This is a genomic window from Patescibacteria group bacterium, assembly GCA_028710985.1.
Classification (GTDB): Bacteria; Patescibacteriota; Patescibacteriia; order JAHJFT01; family JAHJFT01; genus JAQTTB01.
On the sequence record JAQTTB010000001.1, the window covers coordinates 546,877 to 569,117 of the forward strand.

General features: G+C 50.8%; 26 protein-coding genes. 20 read left to right on the forward strand and 6 right to left on the reverse strand.

Annotated elements, in window-relative coordinates:
- Positions 1 to 2 precede the first annotated feature (2 nt).
- Both PHW53_02630 and PHW53_02635 read left to right on the forward strand, forming a co-directional pair.
- Positions 3 to 731, forward strand: coding sequence for a 50S ribosomal protein L25 (locus PHW53_02630; GenBank protein MDD4995332.1), 729 nt, complete (start codon positions 3 to 5; stop codon positions 729 to 731).
- On the forward strand, positions 728 to 1,828 hold the full coding sequence (locus PHW53_02635; protein ID MDD4995333.1) for a DUF3048 domain-containing protein: 1,101 nt from the start codon (positions 728 to 730) through the stop codon (positions 1,826 to 1,828). Before PHW53_02630 ends, PHW53_02635 begins: the two co-directional genes overlap by 4 nt.
- A 40-nt stretch (positions 1,829 to 1,868) precedes the next feature.
- On the opposite strand, the gene prmC is transcribed toward PHW53_02635, so the two are convergent.
- Entirely contained in the window at positions 1,869 to 2,720 is an 852-nt protein-coding gene (prmC, locus tag PHW53_02640) for a peptide chain release factor N(5)-glutamine methyltransferase (protein ID MDD4995334.1), read from the reverse strand.
- A gap of 193 nt (positions 2,721 to 2,913) precedes the next feature.
- Here prmC and PHW53_02645 point away from each other — a divergent pair, with 193 nt between their 5' ends.
- The 3 genes from PHW53_02645 to PHW53_02655 all read left to right on the forward strand — a co-directional run bounded on the left by PHW53_02645 (position 2,914) and on the right by PHW53_02655 (position 5,370).
- Positions 2,914 to 3,525: a hypothetical protein gene (locus tag PHW53_02645; protein MDD4995335.1), complete on the forward strand. Its 612-nt coding sequence runs from the start codon at positions 2,914 to 2,916 to the stop codon at positions 3,523 to 3,525.
- A 313-nt stretch (positions 3,526 to 3,838) separates the two neighbouring features.
- A complete protein-coding gene (locus PHW53_02650; GenBank protein ID MDD4995336.1) occupies positions 3,839 to 4,558 on the forward strand; it encodes a hypothetical protein in 720 nt (239 codons plus the stop codon).
- 209 nt (positions 4,559 to 4,767) lie between these two features.
- Positions 4,768 to 5,370 (forward strand): hypothetical protein, encoded by a 603-nt coding sequence (locus PHW53_02655; GenBank protein MDD4995337.1) that lies wholly within the window; start codon positions 4,768 to 4,770, stop codon positions 5,368 to 5,370.
- Positions 5,371 to 5,447: 77 nt separating this feature from the next.
- Here the strand turns inward: PHW53_02655 and prfA are convergent, their stop codons facing one another.
- From prfA to PHW53_02670, 3 genes are all read right to left on the reverse strand, one after another.
- Complete coding sequence (gene prfA / locus PHW53_02660; GenBank protein MDD4995338.1) at positions 5,448 to 6,518, reverse strand: peptide chain release factor 1; 1,071 nt, start codon at positions 6,516 to 6,518, stop codon at positions 5,448 to 5,450.
- 252 nt (positions 6,519 to 6,770) lie between these two features.
- On the reverse strand, positions 6,771 to 7,052 hold the full coding sequence (gene rpmE / locus PHW53_02665) for a 50S ribosomal protein L31 (GenBank protein MDD4995339.1): 282 nt from the start codon (positions 7,050 to 7,052) through the stop codon (positions 6,771 to 6,773).
- A 96-nt stretch (positions 7,053 to 7,148) separates the two neighbouring features.
- Positions 7,149 to 7,706: a hypothetical protein gene (locus PHW53_02670; protein ID MDD4995340.1), complete on the reverse strand. Its 558-nt coding sequence runs from the start codon at positions 7,704 to 7,706 to the stop codon at positions 7,149 to 7,151.
- An 89-nt stretch (positions 7,707 to 7,795) separates the two neighbouring features.
- On the opposite strand from PHW53_02670, the gene queA reads away from it, so the two are divergent.
- The 4 genes from queA to PHW53_02690 are packed head-to-tail and all read left to right on the forward strand — an operon-like array spanning position 7,796 to position 11,709.
- A complete protein-coding gene (gene queA / locus PHW53_02675) occupies positions 7,796 to 8,812 on the forward strand; it encodes a tRNA preQ1(34) S-adenosylmethionine ribosyltransferase-isomerase QueA (protein ID MDD4995341.1) in 1,017 nt (338 codons plus the stop codon).
- 48 nt (positions 8,813 to 8,860) lie between these two features.
- Positions 8,861 to 9,898 (forward strand): methionine adenosyltransferase, encoded by a 1,038-nt coding sequence (gene metK / locus PHW53_02680; GenBank protein MDD4995342.1) that lies wholly within the window; start codon positions 8,861 to 8,863, stop codon positions 9,896 to 9,898.
- Positions 9,899 to 9,907: 9 nt separating this feature from the next.
- Positions 9,908 to 10,525: a peptidylprolyl isomerase gene (locus tag PHW53_02685; GenBank protein ID MDD4995343.1), complete on the forward strand. Its 618-nt coding sequence runs from the start codon at positions 9,908 to 9,910 to the stop codon at positions 10,523 to 10,525.
- A gap of 38 nt (positions 10,526 to 10,563) precedes the next feature.
- Positions 10,564 to 11,709: a putative glycoside hydrolase gene (locus tag PHW53_02690; GenBank protein ID MDD4995344.1), complete on the forward strand. Its 1,146-nt coding sequence runs from the start codon at positions 10,564 to 10,566 to the stop codon at positions 11,707 to 11,709.
- Positions 11,710 to 11,747: 38 nt separating this feature from the next.
- Here the strand turns inward: PHW53_02690 and PHW53_02695 are convergent, their stop codons facing one another.
- Entirely contained in the window at positions 11,748 to 13,370 is a 1,623-nt protein-coding gene (locus PHW53_02695) for a hypothetical protein (GenBank protein ID MDD4995345.1), read from the reverse strand.
- 124 nt (positions 13,371 to 13,494) lie between these two features.
- On the opposite strand from PHW53_02695, the gene PHW53_02700 reads away from it, so the two are divergent.
- The 10 genes from PHW53_02700 to rplL all read left to right on the forward strand — a co-directional run bounded on the left by PHW53_02700 (position 13,495) and on the right by rplL (position 20,589).
- The gene (locus tag PHW53_02700; protein MDD4995346.1) at positions 13,495 to 13,791 is read left to right on the forward strand and encodes a hypothetical protein; all 297 of its coding nucleotides are present in this window, start codon (positions 13,495 to 13,497) and stop codon (positions 13,789 to 13,791) included.
- Positions 13,792 to 13,795: 4 nt separating this feature from the next.
- On the forward strand, positions 13,796 to 14,482 hold the full coding sequence (locus tag PHW53_02705; GenBank protein MDD4995347.1) for a hypothetical protein: 687 nt from the start codon (positions 13,796 to 13,798) through the stop codon (positions 14,480 to 14,482).
- Positions 14,483 to 14,597: 115 nt separating this feature from the next.
- A complete protein-coding gene (locus PHW53_02710; protein ID MDD4995348.1) occupies positions 14,598 to 15,083 on the forward strand; it encodes a hypothetical protein in 486 nt (161 codons plus the stop codon).
- 100 nt (positions 15,084 to 15,183) lie between these two features.
- Complete coding sequence (locus tag PHW53_02715) at positions 15,184 to 15,438, forward strand: DUF5652 family protein (protein ID MDD4995349.1); 255 nt, start codon at positions 15,184 to 15,186, stop codon at positions 15,436 to 15,438.
- Positions 15,439 to 15,821: 383 nt separating this feature from the next.
- Complete coding sequence (locus PHW53_02720; GenBank protein MDD4995350.1) at positions 15,822 to 16,688, forward strand: carotenoid biosynthesis protein; 867 nt, start codon at positions 15,822 to 15,824, stop codon at positions 16,686 to 16,688.
- A complete protein-coding gene (locus PHW53_02725) occupies positions 16,675 to 18,054 on the forward strand; it encodes a TM0106 family RecB-like putative nuclease (protein MDD4995351.1) in 1,380 nt (459 codons plus the stop codon). Before PHW53_02720 ends, PHW53_02725 begins: the two co-directional genes overlap by 14 nt.
- 2 nt (positions 18,055 to 18,056) lie before the next feature.
- Entirely contained in the window at positions 18,057 to 18,842 is a 786-nt protein-coding gene (locus PHW53_02730; GenBank protein ID MDD4995352.1) for a C39 family peptidase, read from the forward strand.
- A gap of 10 nt (positions 18,843 to 18,852) precedes the next feature.
- Positions 18,853 to 19,287, forward strand: coding sequence for a hypothetical protein (locus PHW53_02735; protein ID MDD4995353.1), 435 nt, complete (start codon positions 18,853 to 18,855; stop codon positions 19,285 to 19,287).
- 358 nt (positions 19,288 to 19,645) lie between these two features.
- The gene (rplJ, locus tag PHW53_02740; protein ID MDD4995354.1) at positions 19,646 to 20,170 is read left to right on the forward strand and encodes a 50S ribosomal protein L10; all 525 of its coding nucleotides are present in this window, start codon (positions 19,646 to 19,648) and stop codon (positions 20,168 to 20,170) included.
- 14 nt (positions 20,171 to 20,184) lie between these two features.
- A complete protein-coding gene (gene rplL / locus PHW53_02745) occupies positions 20,185 to 20,589 on the forward strand; it encodes a 50S ribosomal protein L7/L12 (protein MDD4995355.1) in 405 nt (134 codons plus the stop codon).
- Between the two features lie 102 nt (positions 20,590 to 20,691).
- Here rplL and PHW53_02750 read toward each other — a convergent pair whose 3' ends face one another.
- Positions 20,692 to 21,744, reverse strand: coding sequence for a reverse transcriptase family protein (locus PHW53_02750; GenBank protein ID MDD4995356.1), 1,053 nt, complete (start codon positions 21,742 to 21,744; stop codon positions 20,692 to 20,694).
- A 133-nt stretch (positions 21,745 to 21,877) separates the two neighbouring features.
- Between PHW53_02750 and PHW53_02755 the strand changes: the two genes are divergently transcribed.
- Entirely contained in the window at positions 21,878 to 22,135 is a 258-nt protein-coding gene (locus tag PHW53_02755) for a hypothetical protein (GenBank protein ID MDD4995357.1), read from the forward strand.
- The last annotated feature ends 106 nt before the right edge of the window (positions 22,136 to 22,241 follow it).

The window sequence follows — 22,241 nt, forward strand, 5'->3', positions numbered from 1 at the left end:
ATATGACTGAACTCACTTTAAACGTTAATAAGCGCGCCGACGGTGCCGACAAGGCCAGGGCCCTGGTCCGCCAGAGTTTGGTTCCGGGCGTTGTCTACGGACACGGCATTGCGAACCAAAATATTGTTTTAGAAAAAAACGTGCTGGAAAAAATATATAAAGCGGCCGGCGAAGCAAAACTCATTGATCTTAAAATCGGCGATGATAAGCCGGTCAAGGTTTTGATACAGGATATTCAGAGAGAACCGGTGCATGATATGCCGATTCATGTTGATTTTCGCCAGGTGCGCATGGATGAAAAAATTATTGCCGACATGGTCATCAAATTCATCGGCGAGTCGGCGGCCGTCAAAGAACTCGGCGGCACGCTGGTTAAAAATTATTACACCCTGCAGGTTGAATGTATGCCGAGCGAGCTTTCCAATGAGATCGTTGTCGATATTTCAAATCTCAAAAATTTTGAGGACGTAATTCGGGTAAAGGATCTTGCAATACCGCCGTCAATCCATGTTTTGGATGAGCCGGAGCGCAGCATCGCGGTGGTTAAGCCGCCGATGACCGAAGCCGAGATTGCTGAACTTGAAAAAGCGCCGGCCGCCGGCGTTGATCAGGTTGAAGTTGCCGCCAAGGGCAAGGCCCCGGAAGAGGGTGAAGAAGGCGCCGAAGAAGCCGCTCCTGCGGCTGGTGCGAAACCCGAAAAAGAAGAGCCAAAAAAAGAGAAAAACAAATGAAAATCGCGATCCGTGAGTTAGCAAACAAAATTTTTAAACACGCCGAAGATTCGGGTGCGGAACGACGAAGAAAGTTACTTCTCGCCGCGCTTGCTCTCGGCGTTGTTTTAATTTGCGCCGCGTCAGTCGGGACATATCTCACGGTCGCTTCGCGCTATGCCACGCCCGCGGTTTCCGATGAGCCGTCCTCGGCAGTGGCTGCGGATACCGCGCCGAGAACAATTGACGGCGTGATGGCTGCGGCCGGCCGCACGAATCTTGTACCCATTGCCGCGATGATTGAAAACCACATTGAATCGCGGCCGCCGTCCGGCATCTCGCGCGCGAGCCTGGTATTCGAAGCCCCGGCCGAGGCGGGCATCACGCGGTTCTTGGCGATTTTTGACCAGGATTTTTCAAGCGATGAAGTCGGCCCGGTCCGTTCGGCGCGCGATTATTATCTTGACTGGGCGGCCGAGTTCGGTGCGCTGTACGCGCATTGCGGCGGCAGTCCGCTTGCTTTGCAGAAGATTCCGTCATATCCGATTTTTGACCTGAACGAATTTTACAACGGCCGTTTTTTCTGGCGCGATAACGAACGCACGGCGCCGCATAATGTTTATTCAAATTCCGATTTGCTCCGCCAGGCGGTTGAGGCCAAAGAGATGGACGCGGTCGCGGCTTACGAATCATGGCGCTTTAAAGACGATCAGCCGTCCGCTGCGCCGTCAGCGAATGAAATTACAATTAATTTTTCCACGCCCGCATATCTCACGCGCTGGGTCTACGCGTCCGGTACCAATGAATATGTGAGATTCCACGGCGAAGTTCAGCATATAGAAAAAAACGGCGACGCCATTAAAGCCAAAAATATCGCCATTGTCGTCACCGAAGCCACGGTGATTGATTACGAGGGCCGTCTGAATCTCCGCACCCTCGGCAAGGGCAAGGCCTGGGTTTTCCGCGACGGCGGCGCGCTTGAGGCGACCTGGCAGAAAGACGATATTCAGGACCGCCTGCGCTTCTATGATGTCACCGGCCGGGAGATTGAATTCAACCGCGGCGTGACGTGGGTGGAAGTGGCAACCGACGCCTCTAAAATAAAATACTCAAAATAAAAAAATAAATGTATGGGTCGCATATATGCGCCCCGTACATTTATTTTCCCCACCCAATTACTCTCACCCGTCCGCACATATCGTCATACGGTTTAATCCGGTCGCGCGGGCCGATAAATTTGATTATTTTTTTGCCCTGCTCGGGATCAATTTCGAAATATGACTGCATGGAGTTGAGATTTGGCAAAATTTTCCGAATCTCGTTGATTAGCCGTCCGTAATATTTAAGTCCGTCTTTGCCGCCGTCAAGCGCGGCGCGCGGCTCGTATTTTTTCACATCCGCGGGGCACTCGCGCCACACCGCGGTCGGAAGATAGGGGAGATTGGCCACGATCAAAATATTGGGATTCTTTTTCCAGAATTCAATCGGCAAAGCCTTGAGCAAATCGGATTTTATAAAATCAATCTTTGCGCCAAGTTTTTTCGCGTTTTGTCGCGCGGTCTTAAGCGCGGCCGCCGAATTATCAATCGCAATGACTTTTACGCGCGGCTTGTTTTTGGCAATCGCAATGGCAAGCGCGCCCGAGCCGGTACCTACATCGATTACGGCTGCGCGCGGATGTTTATTCAAATACTTCAACGCCAGGCTCACAAGCATTTCGCTTTCCGGCCGTGGAATAAGAACCTTTTTATTCACGCCGATCTTGAGTTTGTAAAAATATTTTATGCCCGTGAGATAGGCGACTGGCTCATGCCTGGTGCGGCGCCGAATTAACTTGGTAAATCGCGCCAGCTCCGGTGCTCGCAATTCTCTGTCCCGGTGCGCGAACAAAAAAACCCGGTCGCGTCCGAGCGCGTGCGCCAATAGAATTTCGGCATCGAGATCTGGTGAATCAATATGATTCTGTTGTAAAATTTTCATTGCCCTGGAAAGGGCTTGGGTGATGGTCATATCGTTATCATATCATGTTTATTGCATCATTCGGTAGGGGCGTATTGCAATACGCCCCTACAAGACGACCGCGCATTGACAACCCGGCGCGATTTTGGTACAAATCAATATCCCGCCGGAATATTTCCGGCCGGAAAACCATGGGTAAGGCTGGCGTCGCAATGCGGCGTTGGTAGGCCCAAGGAGGAAAGAGATGTCCGAAAAGAAAATGATGAGTCCGAGGCAACTTCGCGAGCTCATGGCCGTGGTCAGCCGGCACCTGTCTATTCATCTGCCGGCCAAGGTGGCGCAGAGCGTGATCGACAAGCCCGGCGATTTGGAGTTTGAGCTCTGCGAGCTCTTCTGGCGCATCGCCGAAGCGAACGAGAAGGCAAGAAGGGCGGTGGAAGCGAAGCACATCATCGACTGCGACGCCGACCCCTATCTGCTCGGCCTCTTCACCGTGGAAGAGCACCGGAGAAGCGGTCAGTTGGAGTGGGACCCGGACAAGGTCGTTCTTTACCTTTCCGATTTGCAGAGGGGTCGTAGTGTTGTCCAGGGCCACGCGCTCCGCAAGGAACTCCAAAATCAGTCGGTTCTGAACGCCTGCGTCCTGGATTACCTGCTCGTTCATCCAAACCTCATTCCCATCATGTGGATGAGGATGCGGGTCTACTTCTGGGGTACGATTTATTGCGATCGAGAAGGTGACCTCTGCGTTCGCGGCCTCTTCTGGGAAGACGAAAAAGGGTGGTTCTGGCGCTACAAGCATCTTTCGCACGATTTCTACCGCGACGACACCGCGGCGGTTTCTGCAAGCGTCTAGTAGCGGCGCATTGCAATACGCTGCTACGCGCCGACCCCCTGACCCGTTTGCATTAAATTGCAACGGGTCTTTTTTATTTAAATGCGAGTAGGGGCGGACCCCTGCGTCCGCCCTGTTCGTCGGGCGTCCGCCCCTACCATTTGTCGTCACCAACAAACGGCCGGTCGTCGATTTTCACCGCGTAGGGGCGAACGGCCGTTCGCCCCTACCGTTGATCCGTAATACGCCCCTACCGGCGCAACCCCAATTCATTCCATTTGATTTTAGGGGGAGGTATGATACAATAATATCAATTTAAAATTAAATTAAAATTATGGACAAAATCAACCCATCCATGCCCGGCGAGGCAAAAAATATGTCCGCGGTCTGGATAATCGTCGCCATCGTAATCGTCGCCGTCGCGCTCGGCGGATTAATGTATTATTTTCAAACCCTGTCGCAAGAAAAATTCGTTGCGCAGGAACAGGCGATTAATGATTTGCGCGAAGAACTTGGTCAGCCGACGGTCGTGGCTGAGGAAGGGGTGGAAGAGGAAGGTTCGGCCGAGGAAGAATATCTTACCTTTGAATCCGAACCAGTTTCTGTTTTACCCGAGATATTCTCGTTTGAATATGCCAAAGGTTGGCATATTTATCATGAATATGATCATGGATGGGGCGAGGAAAAAGAAATTAGCAAAATATTAGTTTCGCCTGACCCGCTTCAGATTGCGCTTGACGCCGAATATTTACCTCAAGTTTATATTCTTGTCGATTTTGACTCCGTGGATACTCTTGATGAGTTCGTCGATCGGAAGTATGGAGATTCGGTGGAAACGAGTGAGGACGTAATAATTGCCAACTATCCCGGAAAAAAGATACACGTTGTAGATGACAAGATCAGCGGAGAAGATATTGAGGTTTATGCCTTCGTATCCCCCAATGCCGCGTATTCTATTTATATTTATTATCCCGGCATAAAACAAGCAAGCATTGACCTCCCGGCAGAATATCAGCGCATCATTGATTCATTCAAGATTGAGTCAGGCAGTTAATCGCACGATTCAAAAAAGGCCGCGCGTTTATTGCCGGCCTTTTTGAATATACGCGCAGGGGCGTATTGTCGCGTAGGGGCGAACGGCCGTTCGCCCCTACCGTTGATCCGCAATACGCCCCTACCGGCGCAACCCCAATTCATTCCATTTGATTTTATCCGGGGGGGGGGTGGTATAATGCAATCAATAATTAAATCATTAAAATACATATGGACAAACTAAATGCATCCATGCCCGGCGTGGCAAAAAATATGTCCGCGGTCTGGATTATCGTCGCTATCATCATCGTTGCCGCAATTCTCGGCGGAATGATGTATTATTTTCAAACCCTGTCGCAAGAAAAATTCGTTGCGCAGGAAGAGGCGATTGAGGCTCTACGCGCCGAGTTAAGCGAACCGGCCGCTTCAACTGCGGTAGAAGAAGAGGAGGCGGTTGCGGGAGATCAGGCCAAAGTCGAAGCAATTGATGAGCTTCAATATGAAAACGATTATTATGGATTCAGCCTGTCATTCCCAGAGACATGGAGGGGCTATTCCGTTTATCATGAAGCCAATTCAATACATTTTGGTTTCGCGGCGGAGAAAGATCTCATGGCGATAGAAGTGATGGATTTGGAGGATTGGAAGATAATGAAAAAAGAATTGGATCTTCCGGGCCATGAAGCCGATGCGCTCTATAGCGCAGCCTACAGGGGCGAGAATGATAATTTCGCATTCTTTGGATGGGCGGCCCAAGACACGGTAAACGATGAGTTTATTCTTTCCAGAAGGATGGAAGTAGGGTCAATAATTAAAACGTTTAAAGCGAAATAGTTAAATAAAAAATCGCCCCGACGTTCACTTCATTCAGTCGGGACGATTTTTATTTTCTCAGTTCCCGATTCACCGATTCACCGATTCACCGACTTGCATAGTTCTTCGGCCTGCGCCGCTTTGAGCGCGTCAATAATTGGCTGAATTTTGCCGTCCATGATTTCCGGAAGATTGTGCCAGTTCATGTTGATGCGGTGGTCGGTGAGCCGGTCCTGGGGAAAATTGTAAGTGCGGATTTTTTCGCTGCGGTCGCCGGAGCCGATTTGGCTGCGCCGCTTTTCAGTTAGCGCCTTCATCTTTTTCTCCTGCTCAATTTCAAAAATTCGCGCGCGCAAGATAGACATGGCGCGTTCGCGGTTCTGGAGCTGGGAGCGCTCGTCCTGGCACGAAACAATGATGCCGGTCGGGGCATGGGTGATGCGCACCGCCGAATAGGTGGTATTTACCGACTGGCCGCCGTGTCCGCCGGCGCAGAATGTATCAATTTTTAAATCCTTGGCATCAACCTTTACATCAACTTCATCAACTTCGGGAAGTACGGCGACCGTTGCGGTTGAAGTATGCACGCGGCCGCTTTTTTCGGTTTCCGGCACGCGCTGGACGCGGTGCACGCCCTGTTCGAATTTCATAGTGCCGTAGACATCGTCGCCTTCAATTGAAAAAATTACTTCCTTGAATCCGCCGATGCCGATGCGGTTTGATGAAAGCAGGGTCGCTTTCCAGCCGCGCGACTCGGCATAGCGCGCGTAGGCGCGGAAAAGTTCAGCGGCAAACAAAGCCGACTCGTCGCCGCCGGCGCCGGCGCGGATTTCGCAGATCACGTTCTTGCGGTCAAGCGGATCGGGGGGCAGGAGCATTGATTCAAGTTTGGTGCCAAGACTTTTGACGGCCGGTTCAAGCCTCGCGATTTCTTCTTGGGCAAACGCGGCGAGTTCGGCGTCTTCGGGCCCGACCGCGCGCGCGTCGGCGAGCGCCTTGGCGTTTTCCAGATATTGGTTTCCCAGGTGAGCCACTTCGCGCAGCCTTTTATATTCGCGCTGGAGTTCGGCGAGTTTTTTCGGATTAGAAAGCACGGCCGGATCCGCGAGCTGGGATTCCAGTTCTTTGATTTGGCTTTGAATTTTTTCGAGTTCTCTGTTGAAGTTCATAAAAATAAATAATGGATATCCGCTCGTCGTCATTCCGAGCGAAGCCCCGATCGCAATCGGGGCAAAGCCGAGGAATCCCTTTTCTTCAATCCAGCCAGTCTGATTAAAGAGATTCCTCCGCTCATCCCCCGCGTTGCGGGGGACTCGGTCGGAATGACGAGCGTTGTATTTAAAAATCCCCGCGCGGGGATTTTGTGGGCGAGTGTAAGGGCGATTCACGAATCGCCCAAAAACCGCCCGGCTGTAATTCAGCTATTTCTTGGCGGATTTTTTGGCAGTGGCGCGCTTGGCGCGTTTTGCTTTTTTGCCCTGTCGCGCGGCCGCGCTCGCGGTCTTTGCCTTAACCTTGGCCTGGAATTTTTCCACGCGGCGGGCGGTGTCCACGAGTTTCTGTTTGCCGGTATAAAAAGGATGGCACGCCGAACAAAGCTCAACATTGATTTCCGGCACGGTCGCGCCGGTTGTAAAGCTGTTGCCGCACGCGCAGGTCACGCGCGCATTCGGATAATAAGTTGGATGAATATCTTTTTTCATAACAGCTCAAGTTTAGCATAAGCTAAATAATCATGCAAGTCTGGGTTTATAAAAAAAATCACCCCAAGAGACGGGGTGGAAAAGGCAGTTGATTGGCTAGGGAATAAGGGAGAGCAGCTTGAGCCACTCGGGCTTGATGGTGTCCGCGCCGGTGGGAAACTTGCCGGAGCGGATATTTCCGAGCGCCTGCTCAAGGCGCGACTTCGTGTTCTCCTCGCTCGCAAGCGTGTGCGTGCTCGGCAGTTTCTTTTTGAAGCCCATGAATTCCTCGTAGGCGGCATATACCACGAACTTCGCGCCCTCGGGCTTGGCAACCGGGCTCGGTTCGCTGATCGTCATGCGCACGTAGCCGTACTGGTTATCATCAATGGCCTCGGAATCCATCCAGTGGCCGCTCCAGAACGGGCCGTCGCCTTCGCGCCGCAGGTAGTAGATGTAGAAATGCGACGATGAGTATATTTTGAAGAAAGCTATGAGGTCGTCTTCAATGAGCCCCTGGATGACCGAGTCCCCGTAGCGGTCTTTCAGGCCGCCGACGAAATATTTGTCCTCCGTATCGACGTAGAGCTGGCCCGCGAAGTCGACGGGCGGATATACTCCTCCGTCATAATTGGCTTCGACGAACTTGCCGCTGACCAAACTTATTTTCAGCATGTTTTCCTCCTCGCTGAACAAAGAATATAATGCATGAGGCGCGGTGTCAAGCAATTGATTTTTGCCGCGTTTAGTATAAAATACTCAACATGTTCACCTCTGACTTTAACTACAATCTTCCGCAAGAACTCATCGCCCAGTCGCCGGCCCGGCCGCGCGACAGCTCGCGGCTCATGGTTCTCGACCGAAAAACCGGCGCAATCGAGCACCAGCATTTTTATGATTTGCCGGAATTCCTGAAATCCGGCGATGTTTTGGTATTCAATGAAACCAAAGTTTTCAAGGCGCGGCTCATGGGAAAACTCGGCGGCCGTGAAATTGAAATATTTCTCTTGCGCGAGCGGGACGGATTATGGCAGGCGCTTGCCCGGCCGGCAAAATTACTTGAAACCGGAGCGGAAATTAATTTTCCGGGTGGTCTCGTCGCCACGGTCGCGGATAAAGATAGCCAGGGCATCGTGGCAATAAAGTTTAATTTGTCCGAAGACGAACTCATGGCCGCGATTTCGGAGATCGGCAAGGTGCCCACGCCGCCGTACATAAAAACTTTGGCCGAGCTCGAAGATTATCAGACCGTCTATGCCAAGAATACGGGTTCGGTCGCCGCGCCCACGGCCGGCTTTCATTTCACTTCCGAACTTTTGGAAAAATTGAAAACCGCGGGCGTGTCCTTGGAATTTTTGACGCTTCATGTCGGGCTTGGCACATTCCGCCCGGTTCAATCCGAAAATCTCGAAGACCACGAAATGCACGCCGAGTTTGTCGAGCTTGACGCCGAAACCGCGGATCGCATCAGCCGGGCGAAGCAGGAGGGGAGGCGAATAATCGCCATCGGCACAACCACCACGCGGGCGCTTGAAGGCATTGCCGCTACAAATCACGGCGCGCTTAAAGAATTTCGCGGGGACATAAATATTTTTATCAAACCCGGTTTTGAATTCAAAATTATTGACGGGCTGATTACCAATTTTCATCTTCCCAAATCAACCCTGCTTGTTTTGGTCTCGGCCTTGGCCGGCCGCGAAAAAATTCTCGCCGCGTATCAAGAGGCAGTCAATCAAAAATATCGGTTTTATTCTTTCGGCGACGCCATGCTGATTACTTAGAGACCATGTCTTGCTAAATTCATCTTTTTCTGCTAACATTACCTAACTATGCAAACCGTTGAATCCGTAACCATGGGCCATCCGGACAAGATCTGCGACCAGATTGCCGATTCAATTTTGGATGAATATCTGCGTCGCGATCCGGACGCGCGCGTGGCGATTGAAGTTTTTGGCGGCCATGGCGCGTTGTTTATCGGCGGCGAGGTAACGAGCCGCGAATCTTTTGATATTTCAAATCTGGCGCTCTCGGTTTACCGCGACATCGGCTACCGCGACGCACTTGAACCGTTCGTAAATATCGAATCCCAGTCTCCGGAAATCGCGTCCGCGGTTGACGATGGCGGCGCCGGCGACCAGGGCATCATGTACGGTTATGCCACGCTCGAGACTCCGGAGTTTCTTCCGGCCGCCCTGGTCCATGCGCGCAACCTGACCCGCCGGCTTACCGACCTTTCGCGCAATCACCAGGATTTTTACTGGCTCGGGCCGGACGGCAAGTCGCAGGTCACGGTTCAGGCCGGCCGCGTTTCCCACGTGGTTGTTTCATCCCAGCACGCCGAGGACATGGAGCTCGCTGAAGTGCGTTCACAAATCAAACAACATGTCGTTACGCCGGTCATCGGAAACATTGACGGCGCGGAAATTATCATTAACCCGGCCGGTCCGTTTACCCGCGCCGGATTCTCGGCCGACGCCGGACTCACTGGCCGCAAAATCATGGTTGATACCTACGGCGGACTTTTGCCCGCCGGCGGCGGAGCTTTTTCCGGCAAGGACCCTTCCAAGGTTGATCGTTCGGCCGCGTATATGGCGCGTTTTGCCGCCAAGAACCTGGTGGCCAATGGTTTTGCCAAAAACTGCCTGGTTTCCGTGGCTTATGCCATCGGCCGGGCAGAGCCGGTCATGCTCGCGGCGCGCGACGGCAAAGGCAGGGACCTCACTGCGGTTCTCAAGGAAAAATTTGACTTCCGGCCAAAGGCAATTATTGAGCGCCTGGATCTCAAGCGCCCGATTTACCGCGACACCGCGGCCAACGGCCATTTTGGCCGCGAAGGTTTGTCGTGGGAAGAGGTAGTTAATATTTAATTTATATTTATGCAAAAAGCTGCTATAATTTTTTTGATATTCGGCGCCCTCGCGCTTTCCGGCTGCGGCGAGCCGGTTGAGTATAATATTCCAGAAAATAATAACGACACAACTATGCAAAATGCGCAGACGTATTTTTTTCCCGGCCGGCTCGCGGACGAAGAGATTAAAAACAAAGTCGTGGTTATCGGAACCGCCAAGGGCGACATCGCGTTCGAGCTTTATGCCGACGAAGCGCCGCTTACGGTTTCCAACTTTATTTATCTCGCCAAGGCGGGGTTTTATAACGATCTGACATTTCATCGCGTTGAGCCCGGATTCGTGGTCCAGGGCGGCGATCCGTCCGGCAACGGCACCGGCGGCCCGGGCTACACCGTGCCCGCGGAAATCGTGCCGACCCTGAAACACGTGAAGGGCGCGGTCGCCATGGCGCGGCTTCCTGACCAGGTTAATCCGGAGAAAGCCTCAAGCGGCAGCCAATTTTACATAACTCTCGATGAAACGTCATTTCTCGACGGCCAGTATACGATTTTCGGTAAGGTGATTGACGGCATGGCCGTTGTTGAAAAAATTCAAATTGGCGACAAAATAACTTCGATTAAAATCCAGGACAAAGAATCTAATTAATTTTGCCCGACCTGCCTGCCGGCAGGCAGGTTCACCGTATGACCAAGAGGCCGCCATTTTTTAGCAAACCATCCAGGATCATTCTCTGGGTTGCGATTTGCGCGACTGTAATTTTTTCAATTTATATTCTTGTCATGCCCAAGGGAAGTACGAAGCAGATCGAGCTCGTGAGCCTCCCAAAGAGAATGCCCACGCCCGAAGAGGTGCGTGGGATTTATGTTACTTCGTTCATCGCCGCCCAGCCCGAATTGCGCCAGGAGCTCGTAAATCTCGTTGACCGTACCGACCTCAATACAATGGTTATTGATATCAAAGATGCCTTAGGCAACCTTGCGTTTGAACCGCGCCGGCCGACTTTCCGCGATATCGGACGCTCCGATATGCAGATAACCGATTTTAGCGAATGGCTTGCGGACTTGCATGACCGCGGCATCTATACGGTGGCGCGCATGCCGGTTTTTCAGGACGAGGCGCTGGCCCAGGTGCATCCCGAGTGGGCGATTCGCCGGCAGAGCGGCGGGGTCTGGCATGACTGGCAAGGCAAGGCCTGGATCGATCCGGGCTCCCAGGAAGCCTGGGAGTACATCGCCGACACGGCGCGTGAGGCCTATGACCTTGGTTTTGATGAAGTGAATTTTGACTATATCCGCTTTCCTTCGGACGGGGATCTCTCGCAGATTGTATATACCTATCACCGCAACGATGAAAGACGCAAATATGTCACCATGGAGGAATTCTATGAATGGCTGGACTCGGAGTTGAACTATCTGCCGATCCCGTTGTCTGTCGATCTTTTCGGGCTAACGTATGTCAAACAGAATCAGGAAGACGATATGAATATCGGCCAGCGCATCGCCGATGCGATTGAACATTTTGAATATATCTGCCCCATGGTTTACGCGAGCCATTATCCGGCTGGATTTTTGGGATATGAAAACCCGGCGGAACATCCGTACGAAATCGTGAAAGACAGTCTGACTATCGGCGCGGAAATCATCCAGGAATACGGCGGCGATCCGCATCAGTCGCGGCCGTGGATTCAGGATTTTAACATGGGTGCGGATTACACGCCGGAAATGGTGCGCGGTCAGATTAATGCCGAGCGTGAAGTTGGTGCAAGTGGTTTCGTCGCCTGGAACGCGCGCAACATTTACTCCGAAGAGGCTTTTAAAAATCTTGAATAAAAAAAGTACGGGTAGCATATATGCGACCCGTACTTTTTTTAATATAATTCTTCTTTTTTCTCTTTGAAGAAATTCACAAAATCTTCAAGCGATTCAATGAGCGCCTTGAACGGCGCTTCAATTATAACGTCAAAGATAAATATAAAGAAGTTGATTTTTACGGATTTGAGCGACAGCCATCGGCCGAGCCGGACAATCGGCAAAAAGAGCAGGTCAAAAATCAAAGTTATGATATTGCCGCTCGAGCGAATGACGATAAGTTCGTGCGCACTTTGCCGGATTCTGACCCCGAAAAAGCTGATTAAGCTCAGGAACACAATGAATATCGCGCCGCTCGCGATATTGAATTCAAGTCGGCGCAACCCGTAAATGATAAGTCCAAGGACTCCGACAAAAACCACGGCGTAGATAATATTAAAAATGAAAGTTACAATCGGGCTGCGGCGCACCACGGTTTGCATGACGATTTTCCCCTGCTCTTCGGGGCTCTTAAAAATTATTTCGCGTAAACCGTCAACGATTTTTTCCGTGTTCTTTTTGGAAGGAACACGCACCGTCGCGCCGAGGAAGAACATGAGGAGCGGCGGGAAGAGTACGTTTATAGTAACCGGAATGTAGCGGAATTCATGGGCGATATAAATATCAAACGGTACCTCGAGGAGAACCGCAAGCACCATTTTTGTGAGAAAAATATAGATCACACTGCGCACCATGCTGCGGCGCAGTTTGCTCCGGGATTCGTGATAACGGCTGTCGCAGGATTTCCGTATTTCTGAAAAAAACGCTTCTTCCGGACGGAAGGCTGTGCGCGCGAGTTCCGGCTTCTCGAGGAGTACATCCCGCAGAATGTCGAAAAACACCGTATGCTGCCGGAAGATGCGCAACATTTTTTCGCCGACCGGTTTAACGGCGATGGATTCAATCATTTTTATTATTTTTTCAAATTCGCGTGCGTAATTTTCTAAATTCTGCTCGCTTGGGGATGACCATTCGGGCCACATCTTTCTTATCATTTCGTAGCGGATGATGCCCATGTCGGCTTTCCAGAGAGAACGGAGGTTTGCCACAAAAAGGAGGTAGTCTTTTTCCAGCTCACTCACGCGCAGATCCACGAAATGAACTTTATTGCTGACCGTCTGCAGCATGAACTGGAGAAGCGCGCGTTCGCGGTCCTTGGGCAGGAGAAGATCCTCAATTTCCGCGGCCGCGGCGCTCCAGAGCCAGTCGATATTGCTCCGGTTGTAGGCGCGCGGGTCGGTTTCATTGATTTTTTCTAAAAGAAAAAAATACTTGGAGAGCACCTGCTCTATTTCAAGTATCTTTGTTTCCGGCACCGTATTATTTTTAAGATATCCGCCGCGGATAAGTTCGTAGGTCAGCGGCCGCGCGATTTCCTGGGATTCAACCCCCGGATAGATGCGGCGTTTGAGTATCCTCTGGATTGCATTTTTCCGGAGCAGATGGTCGTCCTTATAGTCAACAATGTTGCGGAATCTTTCGTAGACATAGGCAAGCGCGCCGATGATTACGTTCACCTGAATCTTTGCGGCACTGGGAGCCGATTCGCCGGCGTGCATTGCCCGTACGTATGAGCTTAAAAATTTTTCCACCAGGGGATATAACTTTATGGCCGAGGTGTTTTGCTGATTTGGAATCATCATATTTTGCTTAAAATATAATCCAAATCCGGTCTTTTGTCAATTTAAGTTTTTAGCAGGTGACGATTTTGCCTTCGGTTAAAATATGTGATAAAATACATTCATAAAAAAATAATTTATTAATAATATGAGAAAGTTATTTGCATTGTTCACGGTATTCGCGCTCGTTGCTCTGATGGGCGCCGGCTGCGCTCTCTCAATTTCTCCGGAAGAGAAACCGGTGACCGTGCCGAGCGAAGAGGTGCCCGTGCCCACGGCCGATGAGATTGGCGAGGTAGATGTTGTCGAAGAAGGCGAGGCCGAAAGCGAGAAGAGCATCGACGAATTGATCGGGGAAGCAGATGGCTTAGAGGAAGAAGCCGCCGGTACTCTAAATGATCTGCAAAATATTGACGACTCGCAGGATAATAAAGTGAATTTATAAATATATGAAAAATAAAATTATTTTCGGTTTCGCGCTCGCGGCCCTTTCCGCGACGATCGGTTTTTCCGCATTGGCGCTCACTCCGCTGGTCGATGAGCAGACCAAGCTCGACAGCTGGCGTACGCTCGGTCTTAATATGATTGAGAATCGCCTCAGCGTTCTTTCTACGGCGGACACTCTTTTGTCTCAGGCCGCGCTTGTTTCCGACCGGGTAAAAGCCGACCTCTCGACCGAGATTCAAAATAACGAAGCCAGCCTTAGTGCGCTCAAGGACGAGATCAGCGCCGAAACCGCACTTGACGCCATGAAGCAGAAAGTCGCTTCCATTGTTGAGCAATACCGAATTTACATCGTCGTGCTTCCCAAAACATATGGTTTCGCCACGGCGAGCCGTTTCCGCTCCCTTGAGGCCAAGGTGGATGTCTTAGCCGACAAGATTGAAGAAGAATCCGTGGATGACTCAAGTGAGGCAAAGTCGCTGATCGAGCAGGCGCGGAATCTCTTGGTTTTGGCTGAACAGAAAATTGATTTAGCGGAACAGAAATACAGCGCCATGAGCGTGGAAAATTATCTGCAGGCCGCGGCATTGAATTTTGAAGCGCGTGCTTATCTCATTGAAGTAAAGGGCTATCTGCACGATGCCCTTGCCAAGGTAAAGCAGGCTGTGGACATACTAAAATCCGGCGAATAATTAAATGAAAAATGCCCCGAGTCTATCGCGGGCATTTTTTTGTCGGCCGGGTGATTGACATTTTTCCGCCGTTATGGTTAGGTTTAATCAGCACTTTGAGAAGGAGGGACGTTTCATGGATCCGACAGAAAATCCGAAAAAGAATCCGGCAACCTGTCCGCACGCTTCGATGCATGAAATCACTTTCGGCAATATTTGCGACGATTGCGGTCTCGTCTTTCCGGGCGACGTGTTTCTCGACGAACTCCGTTGGGCCGTGGAAAATAATGCCACGCCGCCCTGCCCGGTTTGCGGCCAAGACCTTTCGCTGGTCGAGGATCAGGGAGGAGTCTTCGTCTGTGGCCACTGCAATAATCGGACCGAATATCCCAAAGATATTGGCAAGATAATCCTCGCAATTAAAGACCCGTCTTTCAAAAGTCGCACATTCTACCCCCTCGTCGACCGCGTTCGCTTGCTCGCGAGGTGTCCCTATTGTGAGAAGGACAGGCTGGGACGCATCGCCGAGCTCGCGGTCAAGTGCTTGGATTGCGGACTGACGATCCGCCGTTGTCCAGACGGGGACGATCTAGTATTCGAGTTCTTCTTCTCCAGGAAATAATCGAACAGCCGAACGGTCACCCCGATCGGCTGATTTTTTTTGCTAATAATGCCGAAAGTTGGTATAATATAATCAAATTAATTCAATAATAATCCACCTTATGACGCAAAACATTCTTGATATTACATCCGGCGATTGGCTCGCTTTCAGCGGGGCATCCGTCCTGATGATTGTTCTCATCATCTGGGCTCTTTTCTGGAAGGGCTGGGCGCTTTGGCGCGCCGCGCGCAACGGGCACAAGATCTGGTACATCGCGCTATTAATTCTTAACACAGTCGGCATCCTGGAGATACTCTATATTTTTATCTGGGGAAAGTCCAAGAGCGAAAAGCCGGGCATTCCGCCGGCCGCATAAATTAATAAATAAAATACCCTGAGTTTATCGAAGGGTATTTTTATTAAAAAAAGGCCGTCCCAAGGAGGGAGCGGCAGAGCGCGGTTAGCTGTGGATTCTTATCGCGATGTGCGACGGAATCGCCATGGCTAACCCGACGAGCATGACAAGGATCAGGAACCAGCGCGCTGTTTCCGGATCCACGAAGATGTAGGCGATAAATCCGCCGAATGTTGCGAAGATGCCTACAAACCGGATGGCATGGAGCAGTGCAGTCCGAGTACCTTCACTTCGCGACCTCGCATCCAGGTTGTTCATTCCTACCTCCTTTTCTCGGACAAGGATAGAGGATACACTATTTTCGTATTTTTGTCAATCCTCCGGACAAATGGTAGAATTAAACCATGTTTATTTATCTTATCCAAATAGTCTGTTTCGTGCTCTTCGGCGTTCTGGCAGTAATCGCGCTGCGCCGCCGTGAGCTTTGGACTTTGTTCGTGGCGACGATTTACGCCGCTTTTTTTGAAAATCTCGACATCATCATTTCCCGCGGAGAGTTTGGCAGTTACACCTATGATCCCCATCTTATCCTCATCGTCATTCAAACCCCGCTTTTTGTCATTCTGTCCTGGGGCATAATTTTTTACTCATCATTCCTGCTTGCGAAAGGGCTGACCCGAAAGTTTTGGATTCAGGCGCTCTCCGTGCCTCTTCTCGCAACAATTATAGATTTGACCATGGATCCGGTGGCCACACGGCTTGGGTTGTGGTCATGGCAGGGCTATGGCGCGCACGACGGCATTCTCGGCGTGCCGCTCGCGAATTTCATGGGCTGGTATCTCGTAGTGTTTGCACTCATGATCACCTTGCGCCTTATCGGTCACATTGATTTTTTGGGACGAACGGGCCGCAATGTCATCATGCCAATTTTTTCCTGCGGGCTTTTTTTTATTTTTTTCGCTGCGTTCAGTTTTACGGCCAATGCGTTCGGCCTGAATATTTCAAATCAGTTTAATTTTATCCAATTTTTCTTTCCGCCGGTTGCGGCGGCTTGCATTATCGGTTGGATATTATTTCCGGGAAAAATCAGCATCAGTCGTAGCCATCTTTTTTGGATGTATGCATCGCGTGGGCTTTTCTACATATTTTCGGTTTACGGATTAATCGCTCTGGGCTTCTGGAAAGAGCCGGTGTTCATTATTCTGCTGGTCTTCTCGCTGGTTATCGAAATCATTGCAGGTATAAAATTTAAAATAAATGCCAAGACTTAGCGCTTCACAGCTTTACAATTTTTCTCAGTGCCCCTACCGCGTCCACCTTGATATTTTCGGAGATGAGAAAGAGAAATCGCCGGAATCGGATTTCCTCGCCATGCTGATCGAGGAGGGCGTGCGTCATGAAAAAGACGCCATCGCTGAAATGCCATTCTTAGAGGTGGAGGCGCGCGGCACGCTTACGGCACGAGCCGAAGTTACACGCGACCTGATGAAAAAGAAAACGCCCTGGATTTATCAGGGCGTGCTTCTGACTCGCACCATGGTCGGCATTCCTGATATTTTGGAATATACGGGCGGCCGGTATATCCCCGTGGAAATCAAGTCCGGTGCCGGTCTTAAGGAAGCGTATATCCAGCAAATCTGTTTTTACGATGAGTTGCTCGGCGAGCTTTTTGGACGTCGTTCGGGTCGCGGTAAAATAATAAATATCAAGAAAGAAATTTTGGAAGTGGACTGCAATGCCTCGCGTCGCGCCTTTCTTGATAACCTTGCCGCCCTTAAGAAAATCGCCTCGGGTGAAGAAGAGAGTGAGCTGGCCATCGGTTCGGATTGCAATAACTGCCACTGGAGAAAATTCTGCGAAGAAAAAGCGCGCGCCGAAGATGATCTTACTCTGATCCACGGTCTCGGCCGAGCGTTCAAAGAGGGGCTGAGGCAGGCCGGGATCAAAACCCAGGGCCAAGCCGCTAAGGTCGATCCGTCGCTCGCGCGCGAAATCCGGCGCCTCGGTCCGGCAAAGCTTGAAAAATTCCGCGAACAGGCTAAGGTGAACATTGCCGGCAAGATGATGGTTTTCGCGAGGCCCACGATGCGCTGCGCGCCCCTCGAGATATTCATCGATCTCGAAGGGGATCCGATGCTCGGGATAGACTACCTTATTGGTATGATCGTCCGAAAAAAGGGTAAGGAGCAGTATGTCAGCTTCGTTGCCCGCCGGCCCGAAGATGAGGCCGCGATGTGGGAGGAGTTCCTTAATTTCATGGCCGGCATCTCGGAAGATTACATTCTTTATCATTATCATAATTATGAAAAAGTGCATTTCAAGATGCTGTTCGAAAAATATGGCGGCGACGGAGAGCTTTATCATGAAATCGACTATGCGCTCGAGGATCTGAAGAGAACGATCGATAAATCAATGTATCTTCCGCTTACGCGCTATAGCCTCAAGTGCGTTGCGCGCCATTTGGGTTTTGAATGGCGCGCGGGAGAAGAGGCCGGAGGCGCAAATTCCATTATCTGGTACGAGAAATATCTTGGGGATACTGAAAAGAATGCAGATTTGATGCAAAAAATTATTGACTACAATGCCGATGACTGCCGCGCGACCCGTGTGGTCAAAGACTGGCTTGAGAAAATTTGAATATGAAAAAAATCGTTATTGCAATTTTTGCCGTATTCCTGCTCTCGGTTGCTTTCTTGTACCGCGTGGAAATCCGGCAATGGTATGAAAATCGGACTCGGGAAGTCGTGCCGTCTCCGCGTTCGGCCGAGGAATTCTCTTACCCGGAAGAGAACGGCGCTTTTGCCAATGTTCTGCCCGACGCGGCATCCATGACCGCGAGCGGCGGTTTGCCGGATGAATTCAATCTCGACGTGCCGTTTACATCCCAGGCGCCGCTCAAGGAGTGGGATGAAACCCATGAGGAGTCCTGCGAAGAAGCGTCGGTTATTATGGTTGATTATTTTTATAAAAATAATCAATTCACCAGTCCGGAACAGGCGGATGAAGCAATATTGAAATTCATTGATTACGAAAAAACATTTCTGGGATTTTTTGAGAGCACCACGGCTGACGAACTGGCGCGCGTCGTTGAATCGTACTATGATTATGATGTCGATTTGATTTATGATTTTTCGGTGGACAATGTAAAACAGGCGGTGCGCCGCGGCTATCCGGTGATTGTTCCGGCCGCTGGCCGGGTTTTGGATAATCCGCACTTTCAGGATCCGGGTCCCATTTACCACATGCTGGTTATCAAGGGCTGGAAAGGGGATTCCTTCATCACAAATGATCCTGGAACCCAGTTCGGCGCCGATTGGCTTTACACCTTCGATCATCTGATGGAATCGGCCCATGATTGGAACGGAGGAAATGTGGAACAAGGGAAGAGAGTCATGCTCATCGTAAAACCGCGTGTAAACAATTAATAGAATATATATGATATCACTTTCTTACGGATTTATTGCCGGTGGCATCGGCGGCATTGTCATGGCCATACTAATTCATCTTGCACCGCTTATTGCAAGCAAAAAATATTTACCCGATATTGATAAGTACTTTTTTCTCGGCCGTCATTTTTCGGCTCGCGAAGTCCATCTCTTTGGAATTTTTATTCAGCTCGCCTTGAGTGTAATTTTCGGCGGGATATATATTCTACTCGTTGATCAAAAAATAATATTTCATGATTTTCACTATGTGTCCATTCTTTTTTACGGCGTACTTGTCTGGCTCGCCAAGGGGGCGATTCTCACCCCGCTCCTCGGGGCCGGGTTCTTCGGCGCCAAGCAGGGAAAATACGTCTGGCTGGAAATGTTTATAATCCATCAAATTTACGCCCTGGTTTTCTGGCTGGCGGTCAATTTATACGTCTGAGTTATCCACAGAACCCGGTCCCTTTACTTGGAAAATATAGGCTGGTATAATATATTTAGCCGTAAGGAGTGGTGATACGCTCTCTATGGCGATAGTTCGGGAAAACAAAATCTCACCATCCGGTGAGATTTTGCTTTCTAGAGTGTCGTCGCTTGACAGTTTTTCGCTTGTATTGTAATATATTGTTATCAATTTAATTTTTGCCGAAGATAACGGGGGTTTCAGCCAGAGGCTGAGGCTTAAAACCACACCCCGTCGAGGTGAAATTCCGGCCTGACACTACTTTTAGGTCATGGACTCGGACCTCGTTATCTGCGGCAAAACCGCAGTTTATTTTTTACCCAAAGGTCGCAACTATATGCCAAAAACAAGAGTACAGAAAGAAAATACCGTTTCCGACTTGGTCGACAAATTCAGCCGCACCAAGTCAGTGGTTTTTGCCGATTTTCAGGGGCTCAAAATGCCGGAAATCGACGAATTGCGCAACCAATGCCTAAAGCAGGGCATTTCTTACTCAGTCGCCAAAAAGACCCTGGTGCGCATCGCGCTTGAGAAAGCGGGCGTCAAAGAGATTGATCCAAAGTCAATTGAAGGTTCGCTCGCCACGGTTTTTGGATTTGAGGATGAGGTCGCGCCTGCAAAATTGCTCGCCACCTTCTCCAGAGCGCACGAGGCGCTCAAGATTAAAGCCGGCATACTTGAAGGCCGGCTCATTCCGTTCGAAGAAGTAATGAAGCTTTCTAAGATACCGTCAAGGCTTGAGCTTTATGCCATGCTCGTTCGTACCATGAATGGACCGGTTTCCGGATTCGCCAATGTTCTTGCTGGAAATCTGCGGAAATTTATGTACGCATTAAACGCAATCAAAGAATCTAAATCATAAATAATTTTAAAAATATGGCAGAAGAGAAAAAAGACGTCGTGGTTCCGGAAAAATTCAAGAAGCTCGTTGAGGAAGTTGAAAAAATGAGCGTACTTGATCTCTCGGAACTCGTTAGCATTCTTGAGGATAAATTCGGCGTTTCGGCCGCCGCTCCGGCAGTTGCCGTTGCCGCCGCCGCTCCAGTCGCCGCCGAAGCCGCCGATGAAAAGACCGAGTTCAATCTTGAACTCCTTGAAGCCGGCGCCAACAAGATCAACGTGATTAAGGTGGTTCGTGAAGTCACGGGTTTAGGCCTCGCCGATGCCAAGGCCATCGTTGACAGCGCACCGAAGATAGTGAAAGAAGCCATGCCAAAGGCTGATGCCGAAGCCGCCAAAAAGAAGATTGAGGAAGCCGGCGGAAAAGCAGCTCTCAAATAATTGGTTACAAAATAAAAAAAGAACGGCCGTGTAATTATGCGGCCGTTCTTTTGATTTTTTTAAAAAAAGAGGCATCGCGTTTGCGATGCCCGAGCGGCGTAGTTAAATACCGAGTTTTCTTAATGCCCTCAGTCCGTTAAAGCGGTCGACGAGCTTGGTTTCAGTGCGGTTGTGCGGAGCACAGTATTCGGTCGCCCCCCAGAAAGCGCCCATCATGCCAGCGGCCTGGGCAAAATTTGCACGGCCGCGTTTGACCGAGTACAGGCGGCCGCGTATCTTGCGCAGATAGTGCCGCGGGATAAAGATGCGGCTGGTCTTATCCATGGCAATGCCGTTGATGACCACCGGAGCCTTTTGGATGTCGCGGACAATGGATTTCTTATGGTTGATCTGGAATCCAGCCGCGAGAATGATGCGCCGTATCATCTGCCGCTTTCTTTTGCCGATCGGTTCAGTCGCCGAAAAGGTCAGGTCGTCGAGATAGCGCGTATAGATGATGCCGTGGCGCCGGCAGAATTCGCCGAGCGGCCGGTCAAGAAGTTCGCCGGCATAGCGGTTGGCAAGATCCGGCGAAGCCGGCGCGCCGGTTGCGAGCCCACCCTCGTCTGCTATGCAGTACTTATTAAGAAAGGCGAGAAGCCCTGTCTCGTCCTCCATCAGCCGTTCGTCAAGATTCATGAGTATCCCGGCGAGCCGCTCGGCGTCCACGCTCGGATAGAAATTGTGGATGTCGGTGAGGTAGAAAAAGCGGTTGCCGCGGTGCCGGAGCACATTTTTCTTGGGGGATGAGCCGCGCATCGCGCCGGTGGCGTGCGGCAGGGGATGGTGCTCGAGAAGGTGGCGCCGCAAGTAAAAGATTAGCCCGCGGTGGACCTGGCGCATCGCGTTATTTGGCGCGTAGAGCGTGCGCATTTTTACGGTCTTCGCTACCGGATTTACGTCTCTGTAGGTAAATTTGTTGAACCCCGGAGTCCCATCTATGTTTTTCAGAATTATATCAAAGAGCATGGCGCCCTCCTTATAGATTTTTGTGTAGGTTGATTTTAGTACAGCGCCGAATAAAATGCAAGTAAATTTTTTTGGTATAAAAAACGCATCAAACCAGGGGTTTGACGCGAAGGGAGAAACCCGATTTTCATCGGGCAGTGAATTCACAGCGGCGGGTTGGCCAAGTTCGTTGCCCGATTCTGGGTTCTGCGGACAACGATCAAGAGAACAGACTTTGCCGCTGAGGCTTCGATGCAGGGCCGAAACGGCAGCGCCGAGGCCGCAGGCCGGGGCGCCCTCTGTGCCGAAAGAAGAAGAGAAGGGGCGGATACTATGGCAATTTCCGTTTCCGGAAATCCCGCTGGCGCACCTTGATGCGCCAACCCTCGTGGGCAAGAGCACTTTGGCGTCCAGCCAGAACCAGGAAACCGTCTTGGCCAACCCGGACTGGACTTGGCTTTATCCTATCATAAACAAAAAAACGCATCAAACCAGGGGGTTTGATGCGAAGAGAGAGAGTCCCGACTCGGTCGGGAAGAAAGTGCAGCGGCGGGTTTGAGTCATTGTCCGCAAGGGACTTTCCGGGCATGGGAGCTTGCCGCTGAAGATACCCGTGGCGTCCGAGGGCACTGAACAACGGGCCGAATCAGCCACTGCGGCCGCTG

Coding starts and splice junctions, on each gene's coding strand:
- PHW53_02725 (MDD4995351.1), top strand. CDS start 16,675: ATGCCAAGACTTAGCGCTTCACAGCTTTACAATTTTTCTCAGTGCCCC.
- PHW53_02670 (MDD4995340.1), bottom strand. CDS start 7,706: ATGCTGAAAATAAGTTTGGTCAGCGGCAAGTTCGTCGAAGCCAATTAT.
- prfA (MDD4995338.1), bottom strand. CDS start 6,518: ATGAACTTCAACAGAGAACTCGAAAAAATTCAAAGCCAAATCAAAGAA.
- rplL (MDD4995355.1), top strand. CDS start 20,185: ATGGCAGAAGAGAAAAAAGACGTCGTGGTTCCGGAAAAATTCAAGAAG.
- PHW53_02685 (MDD4995343.1), top strand. CDS start 9,908: ATGCAAAAAGCTGCTATAATTTTTTTGATATTCGGCGCCCTCGCGCTT.
- PHW53_02645 (MDD4995335.1), top strand. CDS start 2,914: ATGTCCGAAAAGAAAATGATGAGTCCGAGGCAACTTCGCGAGCTCATG.
- PHW53_02655 (MDD4995337.1), top strand. CDS start 4,768: ATGGACAAACTAAATGCATCCATGCCCGGCGTGGCAAAAAATATGTCC.
- rplJ (MDD4995354.1), top strand. CDS start 19,646: ATGCCAAAAACAAGAGTACAGAAAGAAAATACCGTTTCCGACTTGGTC.
- PHW53_02630 (MDD4995332.1), top strand. CDS start 3: ATGACTGAACTCACTTTAAACGTTAATAAGCGCGCCGACGGTGCCGAC.
- PHW53_02650 (MDD4995336.1), top strand. CDS start 3,839: ATGGACAAAATCAACCCATCCATGCCCGGCGAGGCAAAAAATATGTCC.
- PHW53_02735 (MDD4995353.1), top strand. CDS start 18,853: ATGATATCACTTTCTTACGGATTTATTGCCGGTGGCATCGGCGGCATT.
- PHW53_02690 (MDD4995344.1), top strand. CDS start 10,564: ATGACCAAGAGGCCGCCATTTTTTAGCAAACCATCCAGGATCATTCTC.
- PHW53_02700 (MDD4995346.1), top strand. CDS start 13,495: ATGAGAAAGTTATTTGCATTGTTCACGGTATTCGCGCTCGTTGCTCTG.
- PHW53_02720 (MDD4995350.1), top strand. CDS start 15,822: ATGTTTATTTATCTTATCCAAATAGTCTGTTTCGTGCTCTTCGGCGTT.
- PHW53_02730 (MDD4995352.1), top strand. CDS start 18,057: ATGAAAAAAATCGTTATTGCAATTTTTGCCGTATTCCTGCTCTCGGTT.
- PHW53_02635 (MDD4995333.1), top strand. CDS start 728: ATGAAAATCGCGATCCGTGAGTTAGCAAACAAAATTTTTAAACACGCC.
- metK (MDD4995342.1), top strand. CDS start 8,861: ATGCAAACCGTTGAATCCGTAACCATGGGCCATCCGGACAAGATCTGC.
- PHW53_02715 (MDD4995349.1), top strand. CDS start 15,184: ATGACGCAAAACATTCTTGATATTACATCCGGCGATTGGCTCGCTTTC.
- PHW53_02705 (MDD4995347.1), top strand. CDS start 13,796: ATGAAAAATAAAATTATTTTCGGTTTCGCGCTCGCGGCCCTTTCCGCG.
- PHW53_02695 (MDD4995345.1), bottom strand. CDS start 13,370: ATGATGATTCCAAATCAGCAAAACACCTCGGCCATAAAGTTATATCCC.
- rpmE (MDD4995339.1), bottom strand. CDS start 7,052: ATGAAAAAAGATATTCATCCAACTTATTATCCGAATGCGCGCGTGACC.
- prmC (MDD4995334.1), bottom strand. CDS start 2,720: ATGACCATCACCCAAGCCCTTTCCAGGGCAATGAAAATTTTACAACAG.
- queA (MDD4995341.1), top strand. CDS start 7,796: ATGTTCACCTCTGACTTTAACTACAATCTTCCGCAAGAACTCATCGCC.
- PHW53_02710 (MDD4995348.1), top strand. CDS start 14,598: ATGGATCCGACAGAAAATCCGAAAAAGAATCCGGCAACCTGTCCGCAC.